22 protein-coding genes, 1 tRNA gene and 1 pseudogene are annotated in these 26000 nt (G+C 65.0%); 15 read left to right on the top strand and 9 right to left on the bottom strand.

The genetic code is table 11. The features are described 5' to 3' along the window. Positions 1-342 precede the first annotated feature (342 nt). Positions 343-419, bottom strand: a tRNA-Met gene (locus F3W81_RS16500). 158 nt (positions 420-577) lie between these two features. On the opposite strand from F3W81_RS16500, the gene F3W81_RS16505 reads away from it, so the two are divergent. Then, positions 578-1984, top strand: a complete 1407-nt coding sequence (locus tag F3W81_RS16505) for an FAD-binding oxidoreductase (RefSeq protein WP_193080333.1) — start codon at positions 578-580, stop codon at positions 1982-1984. A 334-nt stretch (positions 1985-2318) separates the two neighbouring features. Here the strand turns inward: F3W81_RS16505 and F3W81_RS16510 are convergent, their stop codons facing one another. From F3W81_RS16510 to F3W81_RS16525, 4 genes are all read right to left on the bottom strand, one after another. After that, complete coding sequence (locus tag F3W81_RS16510) at positions 2319-3347, bottom strand: LLM class flavin-dependent oxidoreductase (RefSeq protein ID WP_193080334.1); 1029 nt, start codon at positions 3345-3347, stop codon at positions 2319-2321. A gap of 97 nt (positions 3348-3444) precedes the next feature. Beyond that, a complete protein-coding gene (locus F3W81_RS16515; protein ID WP_193080335.1) occupies positions 3445-4062 on the bottom strand; it encodes a DUF1523 family protein in 618 nt (205 codons plus the stop codon). Between the two features lie 13 nt (positions 4063-4075). Beyond that, positions 4076-4333, bottom strand: a complete 258-nt coding sequence (locus F3W81_RS16520) for a hypothetical protein (protein ID WP_193080337.1) — start codon at positions 4331-4333, stop codon at positions 4076-4078. A 202-nt stretch (positions 4334-4535) separates the two neighbouring features. Then, the gene (locus F3W81_RS16525; RefSeq protein ID WP_193080338.1) at positions 4536-5744 is read right to left on the bottom strand and encodes an aminopeptidase P family protein; all 1209 of its coding nucleotides are present in this window, start codon (positions 5742-5744) and stop codon (positions 4536-4538) included. Positions 5745-5918: 174 nt separating this feature from the next. Here F3W81_RS16525 and F3W81_RS16530 point away from each other — a divergent pair, with 174 nt between their 5' ends. Further along, positions 5919-6965, top strand: a complete 1047-nt coding sequence (locus tag F3W81_RS16530) for a P1 family peptidase (RefSeq protein WP_193080339.1) — start codon at positions 5919-5921, stop codon at positions 6963-6965. Positions 6966-7076: 111 nt separating this feature from the next. Beyond that, entirely contained in the window at positions 7077-8552 is a 1476-nt protein-coding gene (locus F3W81_RS16535) for an NAD-dependent succinate-semialdehyde dehydrogenase (protein ID WP_193080340.1), read from the top strand. 56 nt (positions 8553-8608) lie between these two features. Here the strand turns inward: F3W81_RS16535 and F3W81_RS16540 are convergent, their stop codons facing one another. Beyond that, on the bottom strand, positions 8609-9784 hold the full coding sequence (locus F3W81_RS16540; RefSeq protein WP_193080341.1) for an MFS transporter: 1176 nt from the start codon (positions 9782-9784) through the stop codon (positions 8609-8611). After that, a complete protein-coding gene (locus F3W81_RS16545; RefSeq protein ID WP_193080342.1) occupies positions 9781-10629 on the bottom strand; it encodes an LOG family protein in 849 nt (282 codons plus the stop codon). Before F3W81_RS16545 ends, F3W81_RS16540 begins: the two co-directional genes overlap by 4 nt. Positions 10630-10787: 158 nt before the next feature. Between F3W81_RS16545 and dapD the strand changes: the two genes are divergently transcribed. Together dapD and F3W81_RS16555 are read left to right on the top strand one after the other, a co-directional pair. Further along, positions 10788-11615, top strand: coding sequence for a 2,3,4,5-tetrahydropyridine-2,6-dicarboxylate N-succinyltransferase (dapD, locus tag F3W81_RS16550; RefSeq protein ID WP_193080343.1), 828 nt, complete (start codon positions 10788-10790; stop codon positions 11613-11615). A 139-nt stretch (positions 11616-11754) separates the two neighbouring features. Then, the gene (locus F3W81_RS16555; protein WP_193080344.1) at positions 11755-12006 is read left to right on the top strand and encodes a GlsB/YeaQ/YmgE family stress response membrane protein; all 252 of its coding nucleotides are present in this window, start codon (positions 11755-11757) and stop codon (positions 12004-12006) included. 75 nt (positions 12007-12081) lie between these two features. On the opposite strand, the gene F3W81_RS16560 is transcribed toward F3W81_RS16555, so the two are convergent. Then, positions 12082-13260 carry a T6SS phospholipase effector Tle1-like catalytic domain-containing protein gene (locus F3W81_RS16560; RefSeq protein WP_193080345.1) on the bottom strand — a complete coding sequence of 393 codons (1179 nt, stop codon included), beginning with the start codon at positions 13258-13260 and terminating at the stop codon, positions 12082-12084. Positions 13261-13592: 332 nt separating this feature from the next. On the opposite strand from F3W81_RS16560, the gene F3W81_RS16565 reads away from it, so the two are divergent. After that, positions 13593-13910: a hypothetical protein gene (locus tag F3W81_RS16565; RefSeq protein ID WP_193083969.1), complete on the top strand. Its 318-nt coding sequence runs from the start codon at positions 13593-13595 to the stop codon at positions 13908-13910. Positions 13911-13923: 13 nt separating this feature from the next. Here F3W81_RS16565 and F3W81_RS16570 read toward each other — a convergent pair whose 3' ends face one another. Beyond that, entirely contained in the window at positions 13924-15066 is a 1143-nt protein-coding gene (locus F3W81_RS16570; protein ID WP_193080346.1) for a Hint domain-containing protein, read from the bottom strand. Between the two features lie 299 nt (positions 15067-15365). Between F3W81_RS16570 and dapE the strand changes: the two genes are divergently transcribed. The 9 genes and pseudogenes from dapE (at position 15366) to F3W81_RS16615 (ending at position 25634) form a co-directional block, all read left to right on the top strand. Then, positions 15366-16535, top strand: coding sequence for a succinyl-diaminopimelate desuccinylase (dapE, locus tag F3W81_RS16575; RefSeq protein WP_193080347.1), 1170 nt, complete (start codon positions 15366-15368; stop codon positions 16533-16535). Next, positions 16532-16966: a GNAT family N-acetyltransferase gene (locus F3W81_RS16580; RefSeq protein WP_193080349.1), complete on the top strand. Its 435-nt coding sequence runs from the start codon at positions 16532-16534 to the stop codon at positions 16964-16966. Before dapE ends, F3W81_RS16580 begins: the two co-directional genes overlap by 4 nt. 52 nt (positions 16967-17018) lie before the next feature. Then, positions 17019-19307 (top strand): ribonuclease R, encoded by a 2289-nt coding sequence (gene rnr, locus F3W81_RS16585; protein WP_193080351.1) that lies wholly within the window; start codon positions 17019-17021, stop codon positions 19305-19307. Between the two features lie 173 nt (positions 19308-19480). Further along, the gene (locus F3W81_RS16590) at positions 19481-21046 is read left to right on the top strand and encodes a lytic murein transglycosylase (RefSeq protein WP_193080353.1); all 1566 of its coding nucleotides are present in this window, start codon (positions 19481-19483) and stop codon (positions 21044-21046) included. A gap of 311 nt (positions 21047-21357) precedes the next feature. Continuing rightward, entirely contained in the window at positions 21358-21915 is a 558-nt protein-coding gene (locus tag F3W81_RS16595) for a paraquat-inducible protein A (RefSeq protein ID WP_226941986.1), read from the top strand. Between the two features lie 14 nt (positions 21916-21929). Beyond that, positions 21930-22496: pseudogene (locus F3W81_RS16600) on the top strand (paraquat-inducible protein A); the annotation flags it as partial. A gap of 188 nt (positions 22497-22684) precedes the next feature. Then, a complete protein-coding gene (locus tag F3W81_RS16605; RefSeq protein ID WP_226941716.1) occupies positions 22685-24790 on the top strand; it encodes an MlaD family protein in 2106 nt (701 codons plus the stop codon). Between the two features lie 4 nt (positions 24791-24794). Next, a complete protein-coding gene (locus F3W81_RS16610; protein WP_226941717.1) occupies positions 24795-25388 on the top strand; it encodes a PqiC family protein in 594 nt (197 codons plus the stop codon). Positions 25389-25415: 27 nt separating this feature from the next. After that, complete coding sequence (locus F3W81_RS16615; protein ID WP_193080357.1) at positions 25416-25634, top strand: DUF6500 family protein; 219 nt, start codon at positions 25416-25418, stop codon at positions 25632-25634. Positions 25635-26000 lie beyond the last annotated feature (366 nt).

Here is a 26000-nt window from a genome sequence, read left to right on the forward strand (position 1 = left end):
CGACTGTCCTTTTCGGGCAGGCGCGCACCGTCTGGTTAACGCGCCGCTGCGTGCGCCGCCTTAACCCGGCCTGTCGCGCGATATCGCACCGCCCGGATACCGTTCAGATACCGACCCGATACCGACAGCCGGATTCGCCGCTTTTCAGAGATTAACCATGATTCGGAGGGGGGCAGGGGCCGCACCCGGTCCAACACCGCCAAACCCCGTTAACCAGCCCCCGCACAAAGGGCCGCCCAGAGGTCGCAGCAAAGGCCTGAACGCCGCGCGCCCACAAAAGGGCATGCGCCCCAAGGGGAGGAAGCCCCTCAGCGCAAGCCGCCGAAATATATAGGGATTTAATGGTAGCGGAGGAGGGACTTGAACCCCCGACACGCGGATTATGATTCCGCTGCTCTAACCAACTGAGCTACTCCGCCAAACCGTGGCGCTACCTAGGGCAGAGATTTTCTGAGGTCAAGGCAAAATCATCGACGAAATTCGCAATTGCTCTCTTGGCGGGGTGTCGTGGCCGGTCCTCCCTTGCTCCCGCCCCTCAGCCAACGCATGATAACCCCGTAATACAAAGGGAAATTCCATGCTCGACCAGCTCCGCTCATGTCTCGGCCCGGCCCATGTCCTGACAGGAAAGGACGCCGAGCCCTACGGGTGGGATTGGGGGCATGAGTCGTTCGAGGCCCCTCTGGCCGTGGTCCGCCCCGGCTCCACCGCCGAGGTCGCCGAAGTTGTGAAATGGGCCAATGCCACCGGCACCCCCCTCATCCCGCTCGGTGGCCGCACCGGCATGGCCGGCGGCGGGCAGGGCGAGGGTGCTCTCGTGGTCTCGCTTGAGCGGATGAACCGCATCCGCGACATCCGCCCCGACGCACGCAGTATTGTCGTCGAAGCCGGTGTGATCATTGCGAAAATTCACGATGCAGTTGAACCGCATGGCCTGATCTTTCCGCTGTTTTTCGGGGCGCGCGGCTCGGCGATGATCGGCGGAGCCCTGGCGACAAATGCGGGCGGCTCCAACGTGCTGCGCTACGGCAATACCCGGGATCTGGTGCTGGGAATCGAAGCGGTGCTGCCCACGGGTGAGGTGGTCGAGCTGATGCACGACCTGCACAAGAACAACTCCGGCTACGATCTGCGGCACCTGCTGATCGGCTCCGAAGGCACGCTGGGCATCATCACCGGCGCCGTGCTGCGGCTTCGTCCCAAACCCGGTGCCTATGCGACGGCGCTGGTGGGGATGAAAAGCCTCGCCCCGGCGCTGGATCTGCTCAATCGGATCCAGCTGGCGACAGGCGGCGCGGTCGAGGCTTTTGAATATATGCCAGATACTTACATCACCGACTTCCTGCGCCTGCGCCCCGAGGCACGCGCGCCCTTTGCGGAAAACCACAAGGCCAATATCCTGATCGAAATCGGTGCCCTGGCGCCGCGCGATTGTGTCCCGCTCGCGGATGGCTCGGTGCCGATCGTGTCCTACCTCGAAGAGGTTCTGGCCGAACTGCATGACGCTGGCGTGATCCAGGATGCGCTGATCGCCACCTCTGAGGCGCAGCGGTCCGAGATCTGGTCCATGCGCGAAGCCGCGAGCGAGGTGGCCGCGATGAAAAAGCCCCTGATGATCATGGATGTCGCCGTGCCGGTGGACCGTATGGAAGCCTTTATTTTTAAAGCAAATATCGCATTGGCCGACCTGGATCCCTCGGCGACCACCTCCATCGTGGCGCATCTCGGGGACGGTAATATTCACTACACGATTTTCCCGACCAGCACCGATCTTTCCCACAAGGACAGGCTGGTGGAGGCCATCGAGGATGTGGTCGTCGAGATGAAAGGATCGTTTTCAGCTGAGCACGGGATCGGAACCCACAAACTCTCGACGATGGCACGGCGAAAGGACCCGGTGGCCCTGGCAGCGATGCGTGCCATCAAGGGGGCTCTGGATCCCAGAGGCATCATGAATCCGGGAAAACTCCTGCCTGGTGAATGAGGAAGGTAAATACTGCACAGCCTATGCCGCCAATGCCCACAAGATATTCGATGGCCCCACCCAATGAGAAACAAAGAGCAGCACTCATTTTATCGGCGTTCGTTTACCGTAAGTGTGCGCACTGCGTCTCGTTAACGGGCCAGAGCAATTGCGCAAAAAGTGGAAGGCTTGCCCAATCTATTCCTCGCAGTGCGCGCTGAAAGCTCGGATGCCTCCGGCGGAAGTATTTTCGGCAAGATGACACCGAGCCCCGCACCACATTATTTCCCTGTTGGAAATATCCCGGGGGAGGCAGCGCAGCTGGCGGGGGCAGAGCCCCCTGTCCCGACCGCAATCAACTGGCGTTGCGCAGCTCGGGTGCGACCTTTGTGCCGAGCACTTCGATGGCTTTGAGCATTTCCTTCTGCTCGATCACGCCAATGGCCATCTGCATGGTCACGCGGTCGAATCCGAGATCCTCTTTCAGGCCGAGGATCTTGTCGACCAGTTGCGCGGGGGAGCCGACGAACATCGCGCCTTCAGGGCTCATCGATGCGTCGAACTGGGCGCGGCTTTGCGGGCCCCAGCCGCGCTCGCGGCCGATCTGGTCCATCACCTGCTTCTGCGCCGGGAAGAAAAGGTCTGCAGCGGCCTTGCCATCTTCACCCACGAAGCCGTGGACGTTGAGGGAGACGCGGGCGGTATCGGCATGTCCGGCTTGTTCCGCGGCGCGGCGGTAGAGGTCGGCGAGGGGGGCGAAGCGACGCGGCTCGCCGCCGATGATGGCCAGAGCGAGGGGCGCGCCATAGGCGCCGGCGCGCACCATGCTTTGCGGTGTACCGCCGGCCGCGATCCAGATCGGCAGCTTGCCGTTCACGGGGCGCGGATAAACTCCCACGCCCTTGACACCTTGGGTATGCGCTGTCGCCTTCCAGTTCAGCTTTTCATCTTCATTGATGGCCATCAACATGGCCAGCTTTTCCTCGAACAATGCGTCGTAATCGTTCAGGTCATAGCCGAACAGCGGGAAGCTTTCGATGAAGCTGCCGCGCCCGACCATCAGTTCGGCACGCCCGTTTGTCAGGTTGTCGAGCGTAGCGAACTGCTGGTAGGCGCGCACCGGGTCCTCGGAGCTGAGGACGGTCACGGCGGAGCTGAGCTTGATGTTTTTCGTCGTGCGCGCGGCGGCGGCCAGCACGGTCGAGGGCGCGGTCACGGCGTAGTTCGGGCGGTGGTGTTCGCCCAGGCCGAAGACGTCGAGGCCAACCTGATCGGCCAGCTCGATCTCTTCCATCAGGTTGTTCAGGCGTTTCTGCGCATCGACCTTTTCGCCCGTGACCGGGTTGGTGCCGACGTCGCCAAATGTGTACAGACCGATTTCCATGAGTGCCTCCGAATTGCTTTGGCATCACCCTATGCGCGCGGCGCCGGGCGGGTTAGCCCCGCCGGGCGCACAGGGTCTGTGCGTATGGGAAGGGGCGTTACTTCGCTCGCCGCTCCTCCCGCCAGCGCGCAAAGCGGCTGCGGTCGTAGCTGTCTTCGACGTTTTCCAGCATCGGGTCGATACGGCGGCGGCGAAACCGCAGCCAGCGCACGCGGATCGCCCAGAACAGCGCGAAGACCAGGGCCAGGATGATGATGTTCAGCCAGGGGATCGACGTGACATCGGGGCCAGAGACACCCTTGAGGCCGACGGCATTCGGGAAGGTCGACAGAAACTCGTTGCGCCAGCCGTAATGTGTCACCTGAACCCATTGCGGATTGGCCGAGGTGGATTTCAGATCCGACGCCCTGGCCTGCAGGTTGTTGGTGTCGAACTTGAAATAGGGCGGCCAACCCCAGCCGGTATCTTCGTTGCGATAGACCATCGGCTTGCCGTTTTCACGGATCGACTGGATGAAGAAGACATCGCGGTTGGTGGTTCCGGTGGCGTTGCCGGTATTGGCATCGGCCCAGAAGATCGAATTGCTGCCGTAATCGACGCGTTTCTCGAACGTGTCGGTGATCCGCACGATGTCTTGCTGTGGCAGGGTATAGTGAAAGAAGGCTGCGACCACGGCCGCGATGATGCCCCAGAAAGCCCACTTAACATAGCGCATGCGCCGGTTCTCCTTACATGAAATTCACGGCGTAGATGATGAAGGCAACAATGACCACTGGCACGATATAGATCAGCAGGATCAGCTTGCGCGCCATGCTGTCGTCATAGTCGGCCAGCCCTTGCGCGACGTGCTCGTCACGGCTGCCGGGCAGGGCGTCTTCTTCCCATTCCTGCTCCAGCCGCGCGCGACGGGCGTGGCGCGCATAGAGCGAGACCACCACGTAAAGCAGCGTCAGAACGATGAAGGAGACGAAGGCGAGGCGAAACATGGCCCTATGATAACCGCTCTTGCGCGGGAGTGCATCCCGCAGGTGTATCGTTGCCGTGCAGGGGGCCTGCAGGCGTATCTGTTCATCAGATGGGGCGCGGGGGCGAGGCTGGAAACCCCGGCAGGCGAATAAACTTTACCGGCGCGACCGGACCCATCGCTGAGGCGAGTGCGGGCCGGAGGTGGCGCTCCGGCCCGCATGGTCAGGCGATGATGTTGTGTTCGGGGCCATAGGGAAAGCCGGTGATGTCTTCGGCGCCGTCCTCGGTCATCACGAGGATGTCGTGCTCGCGGTAGCCGCCGGCACCGGGCGTGCCCTGCGGCAGGGTCAGCATCGGCTCCATCGAGATCACCATGTCGGCGTGCAGCACGGTGTCGATATCCTCGCGCAGTTCCAGACCGGCTTCGCGGCCATAGTAATGCGACAGGACCCCGAAGGAGTGGCCATAGCCGAAGGTGCGGTATTGCAGCAGGTCGCGCTCCTCAAGGAAGGCATTGATCTGCTGGGTGACTTCGGCGCAGCTGACGCCGGGTTTCAGCAGCGACATGCCATACTCATGCGTGTCGACATTGGCCTGCCAGATCTTCAGCGAGGCGGCGTCAGGCTCGCCCAGAAACAGCGTCCGCTCCAGCGCGGTGTAGTAGCCCGAGATCATCGGGAAGGTGTTCAGCGACAGGATGTCGCCCTGCTTCAACTTGCGCGAGGTGACGGGGTTATGCGCGCCGTCCGTGTTCAGGCCGGACTGGAACCAGACCCAGGTGTCGCGGTATTCGGCGTCGGGAAAGGCGCGGGCAATCTCAAGCTCCATCGCGTTGCGGCCTGCCATGGCGACGTCGATCTCGCGCGTGCCTTCGCGGATGGCGTCGCGGATCGCTTGGCCGCCGATGTCGGCAACGCGCGCTCCGGCGCGGATCAGGGCGATCTCGGCCTCGCTCTTGAACAGGCGCTGACGCATGGTGGCGGGGGCGATGTCGACCATGACGATCGGGTCGAGGAACTCCTCCAGCTTGTCGCGCATGCTCAGGGTCAGGTGATCGCCCTCATAGCCCACAAGCTTGCCCTTGCCGGTGACATGGGCGACGGCGCGCCAGAAGTTGTCGCGCCCCCAGTCGGTATAGGTCAGGCTGTCGCCATGGCAGCGCCGCCAGGGCTGGCCCGCGTCAATCCCGGCTGAGATGGTAACGCAGGTCTCCTCGGTCACGACCAGCGCGTAGGGCCGCCCAAAGCTGCAATAAAGAAAGCCCGAATAATAGGCGATGTTGTGCATCGATGTCAGGACAACGACGCCAGCACCGGTGAACTCCATCGCTTCGCGCAGACCGGCGAGGCGGGCGTCATATTCGGCCGGGGAAAAGGGCAGAGCGACCTTGTCGCCGTTGTGGACAGGGTGAAAGGCGGGGCGTTTGGTCAAGGTGACCTCCTGAGACAGAGGTCCCGGCGTGCAGGACGTGGTAAGGCCCGCCCGGAGAGCTCCCGGGTTGCGACGCCATCGCTTGGGCCGGGGCCATCTTGCCCATCCCGCGCCATCTGGCAAGATGCGCCGCGATGACAGAGGCACTCTCAGCCCCGAATGAAGGACAACGTGATGACCATTTCAGCTTCGCAAGCCTGGCGGCCCGGCCCGCGCAATGCGATTTCCGATATCAAGGGGCTGCTGGTCGGTCAGTCACAGGATCTGGCGGTGAAGACGGGTGTGACGGTGCTGAGCGCGGATCGCCCCTTCACCGCCGGGGTCAGCGTCATGGGTGGCGCGCCGGGCAGCCGGGAGACGGATCTGCTGGCCCCCGACAAGACGGTGCAACAGGTGGATGCGCTGGTGCTGTCGGGCGGCTCGGCCTTCGGGCTGGATGCGGCGGGCGGTGTCACGGATGCGCTGCGCGAGGCCGGGCGCGGCTATCAGGCGGGGCCGGTGCGTGTGCCCATCGTGCCCTCGGCGATCCTGTTCGACCTGATCAATGGCGGCAACAAGGACTGGGTGGATAACCCCTACAAGGCGCTTGGGCGTCAGGCCTACGGTGCGCTGAGCGATCAGATCCAGCTGGGCAGCCATGGCGCGGGCACTGGTGCTGTGACGGCGGGGCTGAAGGGCGGGCTCGGCACCGCCTCTGTCGTGCTGCCCTCGGGGCATATCGTGGCGGCGATCGTGGCGGTGAATGCGCTCGGCACGGCGACGGTCAATGCGGGCGAACACTTCTGGGCCGCCCCATGGGAGATGGACGACGAGTTCGGCGGTCGTGGTATGGCGCAGACCTTTCCCAACCCGCATGAGCCCCTGACCAAGCTGACCATGCTGGAGCGGATGGGCCTGCCCTCACCCGGGACGCGCGGCAACACCACCATCGGCATCGTCGCGACCGACGCCGATCTCAATCAGGCGCAATGCACCCGCCTTGCCACCACGGCCCACGACGGCTTTGCCCGCGCATTGGTGCCCAGCCATACGCCCGCCGACGGAGACCTGATCTTTGGTGCCGCCACCGGAGAGAAACCGTTGGACCAGCCTGAGGTCGATATGCTGACGCTGTGTCATGCCGCCGCCATCGTCATGGCGCGCGCCATTGCGCGGGGGGTGCATGCCGCGACCCCGGCAGCGGGCGATCCGTTCCCCTGCTGGCAGGCTCAATTTGGCTGAGTCGCGTCGAAAACGGGTGGCGTCGCGGCGCTTCGGCGCTAGGTTGCGACGCATACCCAAACCTCGGCCCGCGTCAGGGGATGCGGCGCCACTCTGATAAAGGGATACCCCATGCTCGATTCCAAGACGGACCTGCGGTCCTTGCTGAAAGACCCCTCGCTGCTGGTCGAAGCGGCCTATCTGGCCGGCGACTGGGTCGAGGGCGACGAGGGCACCTTTGACGTGCTCAACCCTGCGCGCGGCGATGTCATCGCCCGCGTCGCCGACCTCAGCCGCGACCAGATGGCTCTGGCCATCGACAAGGCCTACGTCGCGCAAAAGGAATGGGCGGCGATGACCGGCAAGGAACGCGCCAACATCATGCGCAAATGGTACGATCTGATGATGGAGAACCAGGACGATCTGGGCACCATCCTGACCGCCGAACAGGGCAAGCCGCTGGCCGAAGCCAAGGGCGAGATCGCCTATGGCGCGTCCTTCATCGAGTTCTTCGCCGAAGAGGCCAAGCGCATCTACGGTGAAACCATCCCCGGCCACCAGCGCGACAAGCGCATCACCGTGATCAAGCAGCCCATCGGTGTGGCCGCCTCGATCACGCCGTGGAACTTCCCCAACGCGATGATCACCCGCAAGGCCGCCCCCGCGTTGGCCGCAGGCTGTGCCTTCGTCGGTCGCCCTGCCAAGGAAACGCCGCTGTCGGCGCTTGTCATGGGCGTGCTGGCGGAACGCGCGGGCATCCCGAAGGGCGTCTTCTCGATCCTGACCTCCTCCAGGGCCTCCGATGCCGGCAAGGAGTTCTGCGAGAACCCGAAAGTGCGCAAGATCACCTTTACCGGTTCGACAGAGGTGGGGCGCATCCTGCTGAAGCAATCCGCCGAGCAGATCAAGAAATGCTCGATGGAGCTGGGCGGCAACGCACCCTTCATCGTCTTTGATGACGCCGATCTGGATGCGGCAGTCGAAGGCGCGATCATGTGCAAGTTCCGCAACAACGGCCAGACCTGCGTCTGCGCCAACCGGATCTATGTGCAGGACGGTGTCTATGACGCCTTCGCCGAAAAGCTGCGCGTCCGTGTCAGCCAGATGAAGGTGGGCGACGGGCTGGAAGAGGGCACGGACCTCGGTCCTCTCATCAACGCCGACGCCATCACCAAGGTGCAGGAACATATCGCCGACGCCAAAGCCAAGGGCGGCAAGGTGATCCTCGGCGGCGAGGCGCATGAGATGGAGGGCACGTTCTTCGGCCCGACCATCGTCACCGGTGCCACGAAAGAGATGCTGTTCTCGACCGAGGAAACCTTCGGCCCCCTCGCGCCGCTGTTCCGCTTCGACACCGTGGACGATGTGATCGAGCTGGCCAACGACACGATCTTCGGTCTGGCGAGCTATTTCTATGCCAAGGATCTCAGCCGTGTCTACAAGGTGGCCGAGGCGCTGGAATATGGCATCGTCGGCGTCAACACCGGCATCATCTCGACCGAGGTGGCCCCGTTCGGCGGCGTCAAGCAATCCGGTCTGGGCCGCGAAGGCAGCCACCACGGGATCGAGGATTATCTTGAGATGAAATACATCTGCATGTCGGTCTGATCTGACCGCTTGCAGGGATCTGGACCGGCGCCGAGCAGATCGGCGCCGGTCTTTTTTTATGCGAGCGCCGTGCGGGCGCGCATCCGGGCAGCGCTCAGGTGCACAGCGGCACCACCGCAATAGGCCACGACGCCGAAGATCACGAGGCCGGTCAGCCCCATGGCGCCGGTCATCGCCAGCAGGATCGGCGTGCCGATGAAGTTGCCAAGGTTGCCCATCTGCGCCAGCGCGCCATTCGCCAGCGCCCGGTCGGCAGGGTCGTGGTTGATCTGTGGGATGCTGGCAAAGCTGCTGCCCTGCACGAAGCCAAGCGCGCAGAACAACAGCACCGGCGGCCACGACGCGCCCGGCAGCACGCCCATCAGCAGCGCACATGTCGCCGCCGCCAGAAAGCCGCAGATCGCCACCGGCACCGCAGGCACCAGCCGCAGACAGAGCGCGCCAAGCGTCAGACCCGTCACGATCCCCGCCACCGGCAGCACCGTCACCAGCCCGTCTCGTGTGGCGTCGGGCAGGAACGGCGGCAGCACCGTCAGGATCGCCACGAAGGTCGCCGTGTAGCACACAAAGCCAAGGGCCGGCGCCGCGACATGAGGCGAGGTGTAAGCTTGGACATGACGCCTCAGGATCATCCCAAGGCCCAGCCGCTGCGCCGGGTGCGCGACCGCTCCGTCGCGTGGCAGCCGGTCATCGGGCAGCGTCATGAACAGCACGCCCGCCAGCACGACCATGTAGGCCGCGTGGCTCATCAGCACGACCGGCAGCCCGCCGAACGACAGCAGCGCCGGTCCGATCAGCGCGTACAGGGCGAAGGCGACGCCGAAGTACGTCCCCCACAGCGACATGGCGAGGGGGCGCGACTTGTCGTCGGTGATCTCGGCCATCAGGGTCGGGGCGGCGACGACAATGGCCAGATGCGACAGGCCTTCGATACCGCGCAGCACCAGCATCACCGGCAGCGGCAGCATCAGCGATTCAACCGCCGACAGGGCCGCACCCAGCAGCAGCGCCGCGATCATCATGCGCCGGAAGCCGACGCGCGCCACGACCATGCCAGCGACCAGCCCCAGCACCACCCCGATCAGCGAAATCATCGACAGCAGAAACCCAAGGCCCGCCCCGGAGTCCGGATAGGCGGCGGCCCAAGCGGGAAACAGCACCGAGATCTTGCCGAACTGCGCCGCCGCTCCCAGACCGGCAGCAAACAGAGCAAAAACGCGCAGCAGGATCATGCTTCGCGCCCCGGAATGTTGTTGCGGGTCTCGCCTGCGCCATCCCAGTTCTCGATCGCCTCAAACGCCTCGGCGGCGGTTTCGACGAACTTGAACAGCTTGAGGTCCTCGGGCGAGATCGTGCCTGCCTCGCAGAGGGCCTCGAAGTTGATGACCTTTTCCCAGAAGGCGCGGCCGAACAGCAGGAAGGGGATCTTCTGCATCCGTCCGGTCTGGATCAGGGTCAGCGCCTCAAAGGTCTCGTCCATGGTGCCGAAACCGCCGGGAAACACGCAGACGGCCCGCGCCCGCATCAGGAAGTGCATCTTGCGGATCGCGAAGTAATGGAAGTTGAAGCACAGATCCGGCGTGACGTATTCGTTCGGCGTCTGCTCATGCGGCAGCACGATGTTGAGGCCGATGGAGCTGCCACCGGCATCCTGTGCGCCACGGTTGCCCGCCTCCATCACGCCGGGGCCACCGCCGGTGCAGATGACGTTCTGCTTGCCGTAGGATTCCAGCGACTTCATCGTCATCAGCCGGGCAAACTCGCGCGCTTCGCTGTAAAAATGCGACAGATCGGCCATGCCTTTGGAGCGCGCCGTCTTGCCCGGCTCGGGGATGCGCGCGCCACCGAACAGCACCACGGTGCTCTCGATCCCGCGTTCGTCCATCACCATCTGCGGCTTGAGCAGCTCCAGCTGCAGGCGGACCGCGCGCAATTCGTCGCGGCACAGGAAATCGTTGTCGGCAAAGGCCAGGCGATAGGCGGGGGCGCGGCTTTGCGGGGTGTCGGGCAGGCTATGCGTGCTCTCGACGTCCTTCTGGGCTTCGCGGAGGGGGGATTGGCGGCTGTCGTCAGTCATGAGGCGTCCTTTGTGTTGCGCCTTTGCTAGCGCAGGGCGCAGGGCGGCGCCAGCGCAAGGCAGCCCGCAAAACGCGGGCAAGGGCGGGCACCAGCAAGATTGCGGCGCGGCGCACAAGTGATTATAGGGCCAAAGACCCGTATTTCAGGAGACGCCCCATGTCGAACGCTGCATTGGAAACCGCCATCGAAGCCGCCTGGGAGGCGCGCGATACGATTACCCCCGCCACCACCGGCGAAACCCGCGACGCCATCGAGACGACGCTGGCCGCGCTCGACGGCGGCACTCTGCGCGTCGCTGAAAAGCAGGACGACGGCAGCTGGTTCGTCAATCAGTGGGCCAAGAAAGCGGTTCTGCTCGGCTTTCGTCTCAAGGACATGGAAGAACAGTCCGGCGGCCCGCAAGGCGGCACCTGGTGGGACAAGGTCGACAGCAAGTTCAAGGGCTGGACCCCGGCCGAGTGGAAAGCTGCAGGCTTTCGCGCCGTGCCGAACTGCGTTGTCCGCAAATCCGCCTATATCGCGCCGGGCGTGGTGCTGATGCCGTCCTTCGTGAACCTCGGCGCTTATGTCGACACCGGCACGATGGTCGATGCCTGGGCGACCGTCGGCAGCTGCGCGCAGATCGGCAAGAACGTGCACCTGTCGGGCGGCGTGGGGATCGGCGGCGTGCTGGAGCCTATGCAGGCCGGCCCCACGATCATCGAGGACAACTGCTTCATCGGGGCGCGCTCCGAAGTGGTTGAGGGCGTGATCATCCGCGAAGGCTCGGTTCTGGGGATGGGCGTCTACATCGGCCAGTCGACCAAGATCGTCGATCGTGAAACCGGCGAAGTCACCTATGGCGAAGTGCCGCCCTATTCCGTCGTCGTCTCCGGCACGATGCCCTCGAAGAACGGCGTGAACCTCTATTGCGCCGTCATCGTCAAGCGCGTCGACGAACGGACCCGTTCGAAAACCGGCGTCAACGAGCTGTTGCGCGACTGATCCAGCCTCCCGGGCTAAGGATTATTTTGGGCGTCTGCGGTCTGTTACGGAACCGCAGGCGCCTTTTTCCGTTGTATCCTCGAAGCCGCGGATAGCTGCGGCACAGATATTTATTTGGATATTGAGGAAGGACCGTCTGATGGAAGGTTTGGGTTGGATTGCGGCGATCATCGTGGGTGCGCTCGCGGGGTGGATCGCCGAAAAGATCATGAAATCCGATATGGGGCTGATCCTGAACATCATCCTCGGCATCGTCGGTGCGATCGTGATGAACTTCCTGCTGATGGCCATCCTCGGCTCGACCCTGGGCGGCTGGATCGGTCAGCTGATCGTCGGCGTCATCGGTGCCTGTCTTCTGATCTTCCTCGCGCGGGCCTTCCGTCGCGGGTAAGCGTTAACGATTAGTCTTTTTCAGCGCCCGGAGCCTGCACAGGCCCCGGGCGTTTTGCGTTTTGCAGGGCGGATTTCAGGGGTCCTGCGGCAGGTTGTGCGGGCGATAATCGGGGTCCGCGTCCATGCGCGCGGTGACTGACAGGGCAATGCTGGCGCTCTGGGGGATGGTGCGCGCCGCGCCAAGCGGAAACGTCAGCCCGCAGAACTGCCTGCCCTGCGGAAACGCGCCTTTCGGGGTGCGGCCGGGGATGCACTCCAGCAGCCACCAGCCGCTTTTCAGCGACACATGCATCGGGGCCAGCGGGTCAGGGCGGGAGTATTTGCTCTGGCCTTCGCCCAGCACGATAGAGTTGATGGTGCGCGTCGAATAGGCCAGCCCCATGGCGCGGGTCTCCTCGATCATCCACTCCAGCGTCAGTTTGCCGAGGCCCGACTCCGGCTCCGGGTAGCCGCCGCCGATGTCACCGTGGACCCCGGCAAACCAACGCTCCTTCACGTCCTGCGGCTGGCTGTCTTCGGGGCGAAAGGGGTTGAGCAGGAACGCGCGGTCCTCGCCCCAGAGCTTGGGTCGGAACATCGCGCGGCGCTCGTCTATAGCCAGCGCCTGACGCACCGCCATGACACTGGGGTTGTTGCTGGTGAAGGCATGCGAGCGGACGCGCGGCCAGAACCGCCCCGGCTCGATCACAGAAGCGACGGTATCGAACAGCCCGAGGCAGCGGATCTTGGGTTTGGTCGGGTTGAGGATCCGTTCGTGCATGCGGATCTCGGCAAAGACCTCCGCGCTTTCTGCGGCGTCCGAGGCACCCTCGCCGATGCTCTTGTAGGCGCGATAGGCGTAGTGCAGCAGGTTGAACTGTTCCGGCGCGATCAGCCCGAAGGCATGCAGGAAACCCGCCAGCACCCGCGCCGAATAGGCCCCCCGGCTGAACCCGAACAGCCAGATCCGGTCGCTGTCGCGTGTGCCGTCCGCGCCTTTTTCACCATGCTGGTAATGGGTGCAGAGAAAGCGATAGGCCTCCATCACGTTTTCATCCAGACCATAGCCGGTGGCCTGGCCGAACAGCTCGACCAGCCAGCGACGGCTGGTGGACCAGGCATTGTCAGCCCCAAACGTGCCGACGCCCGGGTCGTAATAGACCACCTGCTCCGGTGTTTTCTTCAACGTGCCATAGAGGCGCAACACATTGCTGCGCTTGCGCGAAATCTGGTTCGATGTCCCGTCCAGCAGGATCACGATATCCTTGGCCATGGCGCTCTGCCCCTTCCGCGCCCGATGCCTGACGCCGCTGCACCAGGAGGAGCAGTTGAAATGTCTCGCTCAATCTGCAGGAGAGGTTAGCAGCTTTCGCACCCCAACGGAATATGGCCGCCCGTGCTGCGGGGCCTTTACTCAACGGGGTGTTTCTGACAGGCAGCGCGGATTGAGGTCCGGAGGCCCATGTGATGAACGACGAAGACGACAAGAGCATCCCGGCAGAGTCCTCTGCCGAAGCGCCCACACAGGCGCCTGCAGAGGTCAGTGCTGACAAGCCTGCCGAAAAGCCGGCCAAGAAAGCGCCCAAGCGGCAGCAGGTCTTTACCCTGCTGGTCGAAGTGGGCCGCAAGGCGGATGATGGTCTGCCCGAGGGCTGCACCGGTGCCGCGCTGATGTGCTACGCTTCTGGTATCGACGAGGCCGAGGCGGTGCGCGAAACCGTGGCTGTGCTCAAGCTGGCCGACCTCGCCCCGCTTGACGTGTCGGGCTATGGCACGCTTGAGGAACGGCTCGAGGAAGGCCACGACATTCCTGAGGAAGAGCGTGAGCTGATGGACCGCGCGCTGGCGGAAAACGCCGTGATCGTCGCCCAGATGACCCCGTTTTACGAGACGCCAGAGGGCGGCAAGCAACGCCCGAACTGACCGCAGCGGGCGCTTAGACGCGCCGGTGCAGGGCCAGGGTGATCGCCTCGAAGGGACGCAGCACGGGGATGTCCTCGGCCTGCGTCCGCGCAGCGGCACGCGGAAGTTTTTCGCGCGGATAGCTGGACAGCAGACTGGCGCGGTGCATCTCGGGCGATCTCAGCAAGGCATCGACGGGCAGGCTCTCCACGCGCACACCGGCGATGCCCAAGGGCTGCTGATCCTGCAGCAACAGCTGATACCAGGTGATCAGCGGCGGGCTCTGGGTGAACTGCGCCATGCGGTCACTGACAAGATAGGCCGCGGGAACCCGCACCGTTTCACAGCCAAACAGGTAATCGACGTCCGTGCCACTGACCAGCAGCCGCTGTTCGGCGGCCAGCGTGACGTCCTTGCGCAGCCCGAACCAGGGGGCCAGCAGACGCACGGGGCGGAACATGCCGCGCGCGGGCATCTGGCGGCGCAGCACGGCCAGCACGATGCGGGGCCCGGCGTCCGGGGTCAGCACCTGCGCGCCGGGGCGCAGCGTCTCGATCGGCGCGGGGCCTGCGGGTGTGTCGATTTCGGTGCCCGGGGCCAGACCGGGAATGGGGCCGACCGGCGCAATGCCCTCGGACAGCGAGATCGCTTCGACATGCGGGCCAAGATGCGCCCCGGCACGCGGGGTGCGGCTGGTGTCGAGGTCATGATCCGCCTCGACGACGGCCTGACACAGGGCGCGGCGGGGCAGCGCCGGCGGCGCGGGCAGGCGGGTGAAGCGGGCCGAGTTGGCATGGCAGGGCTGTTCGGCCACCAGCAGCGCCGCGCGGGCGCGCGCATCCCAGCAATAGCTGACCCTCAGCCGACCGGGAAAGGCCTCGGGCGGCAGCAGCAGACTGGCCTCGCGCTCGGTCCCGTTTTGCAGCAGGCGCAACGTCAGACGGCCCCCGGCGGCGGTGTCGGGGTGCGCGTCGCGGTCTTTTTCGATGTTCAGCGTGATGCGGCCGCGAAAGGGGGTCTCGTGCACCAGATCCAGCAAGGGGGCGTCGCTGTCAGGGGCGCTCAGCTCGGCCTCCAGCATCAAGGTGCCACGCACCAGCAGATCGTCTGCATCCTCCTGCCCGTCGGCCTGCCAGCCAGCGGCCCCGAAACCGGGGGAAATCGCAATCCAGCCCATCTGTCAGGCAGAACGCAATCTGCAAGGCTGAGGCCATCCATCACAGGATCGCCCGGCCGTAAACGCCATTTTTCAGGTGCCTCAATACACTCGACCCTGTCCCCCAGGGCCGTCCTTGCCAGAGGGTAGTCAGTGGTTGTGCAATTGTTAAGCAATATTTGACGCTGAGGCGCGTCATTCTCCTCCCGCTGTCGTCGCCGGGCTGGCCGCGGCCCCTTGCCTGCGGGCGCAGGGATGGCTTTCGCCTTTGCAGCGCTGATCAAAACCCGCTAGCCATGCCCCCGAGCAAGGAGACGACAATGACTGACACCCCCGCTGCCGCGCCTGCCGGCGTTGATCCCGTCGCGCTGACGGCCCGTTTGATCCAATGCCCCTCGGTCACGCCCGAAGACGGTGGCGCCCTGACGCTGCTGTCGGATCTGCTGAGCGAGGCCGGTTTCGAGTGCACGCATATCGAGCGCGGCGGCATCGCCAACCTCTTTGCCCGCTGGGGTGAAAAGGGCCATGCGCGCAGCTTCGGCTTCAACGGCCATACCGATGTCGTGCCGGTCGGCGATGCCGCTGCCTGGACCCACGCGCCCTTCAGCGGTGAGGTCCACGAGGGCGAGCTTTGGGGCCGGGGTGCGCAGGACATGAAGTCCGGTGTGGCTGCCTTCGCCGCTGCCGCTGTCGATTTTGTCCGCGACACGCCGCCCGACGGCGCGGTGGTGCTGGCGATCACGGGTGATGAGGAGGGCGATGCCACCGATGGCACCGTCGCTCTGCTCGACTGGATGCGCGAAAACGGCGAAACCCTCAGCCATTGCATCGTGGGCGAGCCGACCTCGCCCGACAGCATGGGTCAGATGATGAAGATCGGGCGGCGCGGCAGCATGACCGCCTGGTTCACGGCGACCGGCGTGCAGGGGCATTCCGCCTATCCGCACCGCGCGAAAAACCCGCTGCCCGCGATGGCGCGCCTGATCGACCGGCTGGCCAGCGCGACACTGGACGAAGGCACCGATCACTTCGATGCCTCGACCCTGGCCGTGGTGCAGTTCGACACCGGCAATACCGCCACCAACGTGATCCCCGCGCAGTGCCGCGCCGCCGTCAACATCCGCTTCAACGACACCCACACCGGGGCAGAGCTGAGCCAGTGGCTGCGGCGCGAGGCGCAGGATGTCAGCCGGATGTTCGACATCACCATCGACACAGAGGTGAAGATCAGCGGCGAAAGCTTCCTGACGCCTCCGGGCGAGCTGAGCGATCTGATCGGCAAGGCCGTCGCGGCGGAAACCGGCGTCACGCCGGACCTGTCGACAACGGGGGGCACGTCGGACGCACGCTTCGTCAAGGATCTCTGCCCGGTGGTCGAGTTCGGTCTGGTCGGCAACCGCATGCATCAGGTCGACGAACGCGTCCCGGTCGAGCAGATCACCCAGCTCAAGGCAATCTATGCCCGCATCCTGCGCGATTACTTCGCATGAGCTGGCATTTCGAGGAGGTCTCCGACCTCGCGCCCTGCTTTGCGCTGCGCCGTGCCGTTTTCATCGAAGAACAGGGCTTTGCCGAGGCGGATGAGTGGGATGCGCTGGACGCCGACGCCGTGCACCTGCTGGCCTCGGATGCCACAGGCCCCCTCGGCACCGCGCGGCTGCTGCGCGAAGGCGCGGAGTTCGCGGGCAACACTGGCAGGATCGGGCGGATCTGCGTCGCGAAATCGGCGCGTGGCACAGGCCTCGGCGCGGCCATCGTGCGCGACGCGATCGAGCGACTGCGCGCAAGGGGCTGCACCCGTGTGATCCTCGGCGGTCAGATGCGCGCGGCGGGGTTCTACGAAAAGCTCGGCTTTCGTCCCATCGGCCCGGTCTATGACGACGGCGGCGTGCCACATCAGGAGATGGAGCAGGCCCTGTAATCGCTGCTGCTTTCCCGGATGACCTGCCCTTCGGGGCGTGTTAATCAGGGGCATGTCACAACTCCCCTCCAAGCAGCAGATCCTTGACTGGATCGCCGCGAACCCCACCCAGACCGCCAAACGCGACATCGCCAAGGCGTTCAGCATCAAGGGCGCCGCCCGGATTGACCTCAAGCGTATCCTGAAGGAGCTTGAGGACGAAGGTCATCTTGAAAAACGCAAGAAGACCTATCGCGATCCCGACAGCCTGCCCCCCGTCAGCGTGCTGATGGTCAACGAACCTGACGCCGATGGCGACCTCACCGCCCGCCCGCTGGAATGGCAGGGCGAGGGGCCAGAGCCGCTGATCCGCATGATCACGCGCGCCGGCGAACCCGCGCTTGGCGCTGGCGACCGGATCCTCGCCAAGATGGCCCGTATCGGTAATGAAAACGCCTATGAGGCGCGGCTGATCCGCAAGATCGGCAGCAACCCTCTGCGCATCCTCGGCGTGTTCCGCGCCAACTCGGAAGGCGGGCGCATCCTGCCCGTCGACAAGGGCAGCGACCGCGAATGGATGGTGCCGATGGGCGCGACCCACGGCGCGCAGGACGGCGAGCTGGTCGAGGGCGAACAGAGCGGCCCCAAGGCCCGCATGGGTCTGCCGCGCGCCCGCATCGTCGCCCGTCTGGGCGACCCTTCGGCCCCCCGCGCCGTCAGCCTGATCGCGATCCACCAGCACGGCATCCCCGACGCCTTTCCCGATGAGGTCGTGGCCGAGGCCGATGCCCAGAAACCCGCAGGCCTGTCTGGCCGCGAGGATCTGCGCGAACTGCCCCTCGTCACCATCGACCCCTCGGACGCGCGCGACCACGATGACGCCTGCTTTGCCGAAGCCGATGACGATCCCAAGAACCCCGGTGGCCACCTGCTCTGGGTGGCAATTGCCGATGTCGCACACTACGTCCGCTCCGGCTCTGAGCTGGACCGCGAGGCGAAGAAACGCGGCAACTCGACCTATTTCCCCGACCGCGTCGTGCCGATGCTGCCCGACCGCCTGTCTGGCGACCTGTGCAGCCTGCACGAAGGCGTGCCGCGCGCCTGTATCGTGGTGCGCATGCAGATCGATGCGCAGGGCAACAAGCTGGCCCATACCTTCTACCGTGGCCTGATGCGCTCGGCCGCGTCGCTGCACTACGGCGAGGTGCAGGATGCCATCGAGGGGCGCACCAACGACAAGACCGGCCCCCTGATGGAGGACGTGATCGAGCCGCTGTATGCCGCCTATTACGCCCTGCGCGAGGCCCGCAAGGTGCGCCAGCCGCTCGACCTCGACCTGCCGGAACGCCGGATCGAGCTGTCCGAGGATGGCAAGGTCGCCTCGGTCAAGTTCCGCGATCGTCTCGATGCGCACCGTATGATCGAAGAGTTCATGGTGCTGGCCAACGTCGCCGCCGCCGAAACTCTGGTCGCCAAGGGGCAGCCGCTGCTGTTCAGGGTGCACGAAGAGCCGACGCCGGAAAAGATGGAATCGCTGCGCGAAACCGCTCAGGCCTCGGGCTACAACCTGCCCAAAGGGCAGGTGCTGAAGACCGCGCACCTGAACCGTCTGCTGAACGACGCCGCCGGTTCCGAGCAGGCCGAGCTGATCAACATGTCGACGCTGCGCGCCATGATGCAGGCCTATTACGCGCCGCACAACTTCGGCCACTTCGGGCTGGCGCTGCGCAACTATGCCCACTTCACCTCGCCCATCCGCCGCTACGCCGACCTGATCGTGCACCGCGCCCTGATCCGCGCCCACAGCTGGGGCAAGGACGGGCTGAACGAGCATGACATCGAGGCGCTGGATGTCACTGCCGGCCATATCTCGGAAACCGAGCGGCGCTCGATGACCGCCGAACGCGACACCACCGACCGCTATCTTGCCGCCTATCTGGCGGACCGGGTCGGGTCGGAATTTACCGGCCGGATCAGTGGTGTGGCGCGTTTTGGTGCCTTCGTGCGGCTGGATGAAACCGGCGCAGACGGGCTGATTCCGATCCGCTCTCTGGGGCGCGAATTCTTCCATCACGACCGTGAGGCGAATACCCTCATGGGCTCCGAGACCGGCATCATGATCCGGCCCGGTCAGCGCGTCACCGTCAAGCTGGCCGAAGCGACGCCCGTTACGGGCGGCATCGCGCTGGAGCTGCTGACGCTGGAGGGGGCAGAGGTCGCGCGCGGCCCCTCGCTGGATCGTGGGCGCGGGCGCAGGCCCGGTGGCAAACCCAAAAGCAGCGCCGGTGCGTCCAAACGCAAACTGGTGCGCGCCAAGGTCAAAAAAGACAAGACGGCCCGCAAACTCAAGCGGACCCGTTGATCCAATGGTGCTGCGCCGGTCGGCGCGGCACCGCCTGTTCCCCGCTGCAGACCACCCGAAAGCGAAAGCCCGCTGTAAATTGTCGCGCAAGCGACGGCTTTGCTTTGGTTTTGCGCCGGATCAGGCTATGCTTGGTTAACAATAAAAAATCGAGCAGCCGGAAAATATCAGATATGCGCGCACCATTTCGGGCGATCGCCCATACTCTTCTGGTCCTGCCGCTGACGGGCGCGGCACTGACCCCTTTCGCTTTCACCGTGGCGGCTCTGGCCAATCCGGTGGACCAGTCGTTGCGCCCCAAGGCGCGGCCGGCTGGCGCTTTGCTGGCGGCCAAAAGCGCAAAGGTCAACGTGCCACAGGTCAGCACACAGGACGCGATTGCGCTCGCCTCGGCGACGCTCGCGATCCTTGGCGCGCATCCCTTGCCCACGCCCGCCAAGGCCAGCCCCGTCACTTCGGTCGAGCCGAAAGCACCGCCTGCCGTCCTGCTTGCCTCCGCCGTCACCCCGCTGGAGAGCAGCCCCGTCGTGCAGCGCAGCCTGCGCCCGCGCATCCGCCCCGACGGGATCGCCTCAACCGCCGTCGCGCCCGCGCCCGCAGAGCCCGAGATCGCTCAGACCGTCTCCGACCCCGGTTTCACCCGCTGGGTGCAGGGCTTTCGTGGTCGCGCCATGGCGCAGGGCATCTCTGCGGCGACCTTTGACCGGGCGTTCCGCAATGTGAACTTCATGCCCGACGTGATCCGTAAGGACGGCAATCAGGCCGAATTCACCAAGGGCATCGGCGATTATATGGAGGGCGCGATCTCGGACACGCGCATCCGCAATGGCCGGACCGAGTTCGCCAAGAACGCCAGCATCTTCAACAAGATCCAGGGTCACTACGGTGTGCAGTCGCAATATATCGCGGCGATCTGGGGGATGGAGACCGCCTATGGCAGCTACCGGGGCAACACGCCGCTGATCTCCTCCATGGCGACGCTGGCCTATGAGGGGCGGCGCGGCGCGTTTTACGAGGAGCAGCTGATCTCGCTTCTGCGCACTGTCCAGCATGGCGACACCACGCCCGAACGCATGGTCGGCAGCTGGGCCGGGGCGATGGGTCACACCCAGTTCATGCCCACCTCGTACGAGACTTATGCCGTCGATTTCACCGGCGACGGGCGGCGCGACATATGGGCGGATGATCCGACCGATGCGCTGGCCTCCTCTGCCGCCTATCTCAAACGCTTCGGCTGGGTGGCCGGTCAGCCCTGGGGGATGGAAGTCAGCCTGCCTGCCAATTTCGACTACAACCTGATCAACGGGCCTGAGAAAATGCCCTCGCAATGGGCGCGCCTGGGTCTTCGTGCGACGCAGGGCGAGATGCGCGATTACGGCTCGGCGCGGGTCCTGATGTTGACCGGCGCCAAGGGACCGGCGTTTCTGGTGTTCAAGAACTTCGACGTCATCAAGCGCTACAACAACGCAGACACCTATGCGCTGGCGGTGGGTCTGCTGGGCGACCGGATCGCCGGGGCAGGGCCGCTGCAGGCCAGCTGGCCGCACGGCGAGCGCGCTCTGAAAAAGGCCGAGCGGATCGAGCTGCAGACCCTGCTGACCCGACGTGGCTTTGATACGGGTGGCGTCGACGGCATCCTCGGGTCGGGCAGCGCCAAGGCGATCCGCGCCTATCAGCGCAGCATCGGTGCAGTGCCGGACGGCTATGCCACGGTCGGGCTGCTGACCCGGTTGCGCTAAGCGCGTCTGACCGGGGCACATGGCTTTGCCCCCGTCCGCGCTGAGCGGCGGGGGGTGCCGGTGTGGCTTAATCAACCATCCGCTGCGGTTGCCATTTGAAGCCGGGCGTGCGCAGGCTATGTTCAGTTCAATGCCTGTTTTCAACCGCTTTTGCGGATCGGACCCCGCCTGAGATGACCAGCGATGTGACCCTGAGCGATCTGAGCCAGCCCGCCACGCGGGCAGGGGCATCGGCGCATGCGTCACCAACGCGCTCGGCGGCGGATCTCGCGGCGCTGATCGCCTGTCCGCGCTGTGATGCGGTGTTCCGCATGGTAGAGCCTGCAAACAACCAGCGCGCCATCTGCAACCGCTGCCATCACGTTCTGGTCGCGCCACGTCTGAGGGCGGGCAAGCGCATCATCGCGGTTCAGCTGGCCATCCTGATCCTGCTGGTCGCGGCCTCGGCCTATCCGTTTCTCAGCATCTCGACCAAGGGGCTGAAGCACTCCAGCTCGATCCTCGACGCGGCGCTGGCCTTCACCTCGGACGGGGCGCTGGCGGCACTGTCGTTCGTGCTGGCCGGGCTGATCGTTTTCATCCCGGCGGCGCGGGCCATCCTGTCGATCTATGTGCTGGCCCCGCTGACATTGGACCGGGGGCCGTTCCGCGGCGCCGCCTTCGCCTTCCGCCTCTCCGAGCACCTGCGCCCCTGGTCGATGGCCGAGATCTTTGCCATCGGTTGCGCCGTGGCGCTGATCAAGGTCGCGGACCTCGCCACCGTCAGCTTCGGCCCGGCGTTCTGGATGTTTTCGCTGCTGGTGCTGCTGGTGGTCGTGCAGGAAAATCTGGCCTGCCGCTATTCCATCTGGAAGGCGCTCGGCGCATGAAGTCTGCCCGCCAGATGGGCCTTGTGGCCTGCCAGTATTGCACCCGGGTCTGGCCCGGCGGCACCCGGGTCTGCGGGCATTGCGGCCACCACATCGCATCGCGCGATCCGATGTCGCTGCAAAAGGTCTGGGGACTCTGGACCGTCGGCATGATGTGCTACATCCCGGCCAATATCTATCCCATGCTCGACACCCACACTCTGGTGTCGGACCAGAAGAACACCATCGTCGGCGGCGCGCTGGAGCTGGGGCAGCACGGCTCCTGGGGGATCGCCATCGTGATCCTTGTCGCCTCGGTGCTGATCCCGGTGGGCAAGTTCATCGTCATCGCCGCGCTGGCCTTCGGTGTCACCTCTGGCAGCCGCCTGAAGCCGCACACCCGGCAGGTCCTGCACGAGGTCGTGGAATACGTCGGGCGCTGGTCGATGATCGACGTCTTCGTCGTGGCGATCCTGTCGTCTCTGGTGCAGCTCGGCACGATCGCATCGATCCAGCCGGGGCGGGCGGCGCTGTTCTTTGCGCTGTCGGTCTTCTTCACCATGCTCTCGGCGCAGGCCTTCGACAGCCGGCTGATCTGGGACGCTGAAGTCCCGCCGCCCGAAGACCTCAGGGCGTCCGATGACTTTGGCCCGGTCTCGCAGATCACCCCTGACACCACGTTCGACTTTCCCTTCAGCGCAGGGGCGGAGACACTGACCGTTGCCGGACCCGACGACCGGCGCGCCGATCCGCCTTTTACCGACCCCCAGACCCGCAAGGATTCCCCGACGTGAGCGATGATGTAAGAAAAAGCGATGCGCCCGAGGATGTCACCGTCACTGGCGCGCGGTCAGGCTTCTGGGAGCGGATTTCCCTGATCTGGATCGTGCCGGTCATGGCGCTGGTCATCGCCCTTGGCGTGGCCTTCGACAACTACATCAAGCGGGGGCCGCTTATTCAGATCACCTTCGACAACGCCGAGGGGATCGCCGCCAACCAGACCGAACTGCGCTATCGTGACCTTGCCGTCGGGGTGGTCGAGAAAGTCGGCTTTTCAAATGGTCTGGAAAAGGTGCAGGTCTTTGTGCGGCTGGATCGGAATGTCGCAGATTACGTCGACACGGATGCCGCCTTCTGGGTCGTGCGCCCCGAGGTCACGGCGCGCGGTGTCACCGGCCTCGGCACCGTGCTGTCGGGCGTCTACATTCAGGGCATCTGGAACAGCACCCCCGGCGGGCTGAAAACCGAATTTGAAGGCGCCTCGCAGCCGCCGCTCAATCCCGAAGGGCGTCCGGGCCTCAAGATCCGGCTGCGCGCCTCTCCCGATGGCAGCCTGACGGGCAATACGCCCATCGAATATCGCGGCATCGACGTCGGCCAGATGGGCCAGGCCGAGATTTCGCAGGACGGCACCACGATCGAGGCTGACGCCATCATCTACGAACCCCACAACCGGCTGATCTCCTCCGCGACACGGTTCTGGGATGCCTCGGGTTTCAAGTTCAGCTTCGGCGCCAACGGGGCCTCGCTCGATTTCTCGTCGCTGGCGACGGTCCTGTCGGGGGGCACCTCCTTCTCGACGCAGATCTCCGGCGGCACGGCGGTGCCTCCGGGCACCATCTTCACCGTTTATTCAGATGAAAGCGCTGCGCGCTCCAGCATGTTCAGCGAAGAGAACGGCGTGCTGCTGACCTATTCCGCCATATTTGACGAAAACGTGCCGGGTCTGGCCCCGGATGCTCAGGTCACCTACGGCGGGCTGCGCATCGGTCAGGTCAGCTCGGTCAACGGCTTCATCGACCGCGACCGCTTCGGCGATGACAAGGTCCGTCTGGCCGTCACCATGCAGCTGCGCCCGGCGCGGCTGGGTCTGGATGATGCGACGGGCAAGTCGGCTGCGCTGAAGTTCTTTGCCGACCACGTCGCCGACAACGACCTGCGCGCACGCCTTGTGACTGCCTCGATCCTGACCGGCGGGCTGAAGGTTGAACTTGTCGAGGTGCCGGGGGCCGCGCCCGCGACCATCGATGCCAACGCCGATCCCTTCCCGGTGTTTCCCACCGCGCCCAGCCGGATCACCGATGTGTCGGCTTCTGCGGACGGGATCTTCAAGCGCGTCAGTGCCCTGCCGATCGAACAGCTGATGAACAGCGCGGTCGGGATGCTGGACAATATTTCACGTCTGACCGGCAGCGACGATATTCAGGCCGTCCCGGGAGAGGTGCGCGCCCTGCTTGGCGACGCGCGTGATTTCGTCGAATCGGATTCTCTGCAAAGCCTGCCGGAGCAGATCGGCTCCATCGCGGCCGAGGTCGAAAAGGTGGTGCAGGCGATCAACACCCGCGACGCCGTGGGCCGCATCGTGGCCGCCGTCGACAACGTCTCCGAGGCAGCTGGCTCCGTCTCCGGTGCCGTGGCGGGCATTCCGCAGCTGGTGGAGCGGATCGACAGCGTCGCCGCACGCGCCGAAACGGTGCCGCTGGATGATCTGGCCAAATCGCTGGACGGTCTGCTGCAAAGCGCCGACGCCCTCATCGGCACACCCGAGGCCCGCGCCCTTCCCGGCGATGTCTCGGCCTCGCTGGACGAACTGCGCAAGCTTCTGGCTGATCTGCGCACCGGCGGTCTGATCGAAAACGCCAATACCACGATGCTCTCGGCCCGCGACGCGGCGGACAATATCGCCCGTGCCGCGGACGACCTGCCGGCGCTGATGGCGCGGGTCCAGGCCACGCTGGATCAGGCAGGCACGACGCTGAAAGGCTATGACGCCCAGAGCGGCCTTGGCCGCGAAGCGACGGATACCCTGCGCCAGCTGCAAAGCGCCGCCGCCGCCATCTCGGCCCTGGCGAGAGAGCTGCAACGCAATCCCAATTCCCTGCTGTTCGGAAGGTGACATCATGATGACCCCTCGCGCCCTCGTGCTTCGCGCCCCGCTGCTGTCGATCCTCGCCGCCCTGGCGCTGAGCGGCTGTAGCGCGGAAAAGCTCTATACCGTCCCCAACCCGACGCCCGCTCAGGCCACGGCAAACCGCATCGCCATCGCCTACGGCACGGTCGAGGTGCAGGACGTCTCTCTGCCCGACTATGCCTCCAGCCAGTCGATCGCGATGCGCGGCCCGGACGGCAGCGTCACCGCTGCCAAAAAGCTGCTCTGGGCTGACCTGCCGACCCGCGCCGTGACGCTGGAGCTGTCACGCTATCTGCGCCAGATCACGGGCGCCGAGGTCGCGCCCTCGCCCTGGCCGTTCCTTGACCGCGCGCAGGTCCGCGTCGATGTCCGAGTCGAGCAGATGCTGGCCGAGGCAGATGGCACCTTCCGCCTGTCCGGGCAGTACTTCATTGCCCCCGAAACCGGCGCGCGCGGGCGCTCGGCGCTGTTCGACGTCGTGGTGCCGATCGGCGGCGACGGCGACGCCACCGCCATCGCTGCAGCGCGCGGTCAGGCCATGCTGCAGCTGGCAGAGAAGATGGCACGTGACGGGCTGCGCTAGGCGCGCGCCCTTCAGCGGGAGGCTGGCATGACACCGGCTCTGAGAGCAAAAGCCCTTGCCGTCTGCGACGGTAAAATCGCCCGCAAGGGCGAGGGTGTTGGCCTGTCCTTCTACGCCTTCTTTGCCAACCGGAATGATGACCCCGAGACGCTGATGGACGCCGCAGAATGGTGGATCAGAACGCACCGCCTCGACCACTTCGAGAAGGCTGTGAAGATCCGCGATATGCTCCGCGCCGGCATCTGAGCCGGGACGCTTCCTCCCGCTCTCTCGCCAAGAGCCCTCCACGCTACTGCTGGACACAACGTCGCGCCATGTCCGCAAGATCTGTGCCAGGACATAGACCGCCAGCCGGGGCCGTTCCCCGATGTTCCTTATCTGAGAAGGCATCGCCCAGATCGCTGGATCAACCTTCCGCACGCTGGAAAGATATAACCGCAGCCATCTCAGAGGGTATGTCGAGCAAAAGAGAAGTCGAAGCGATGATGCCCGGACATGAAAGCCATTGGCGTGGTGCCGCAGAACACCAGCAATCGAGGTGTAGGCATCCGGGCTAACCACGAAGGGCACGAGGGTGGCAAAGCCTTCTTGGTCTATTAGGGACAGGCGAGC

The sequence above is a fragment of the Pseudooceanicola spongiae genome (genome assembly GCF_014899185.1).
GTDB lineage: Bacteria > Pseudomonadota > Alphaproteobacteria > Rhodobacterales > Rhodobacteraceae > Pseudooceanicola > Pseudooceanicola spongiae.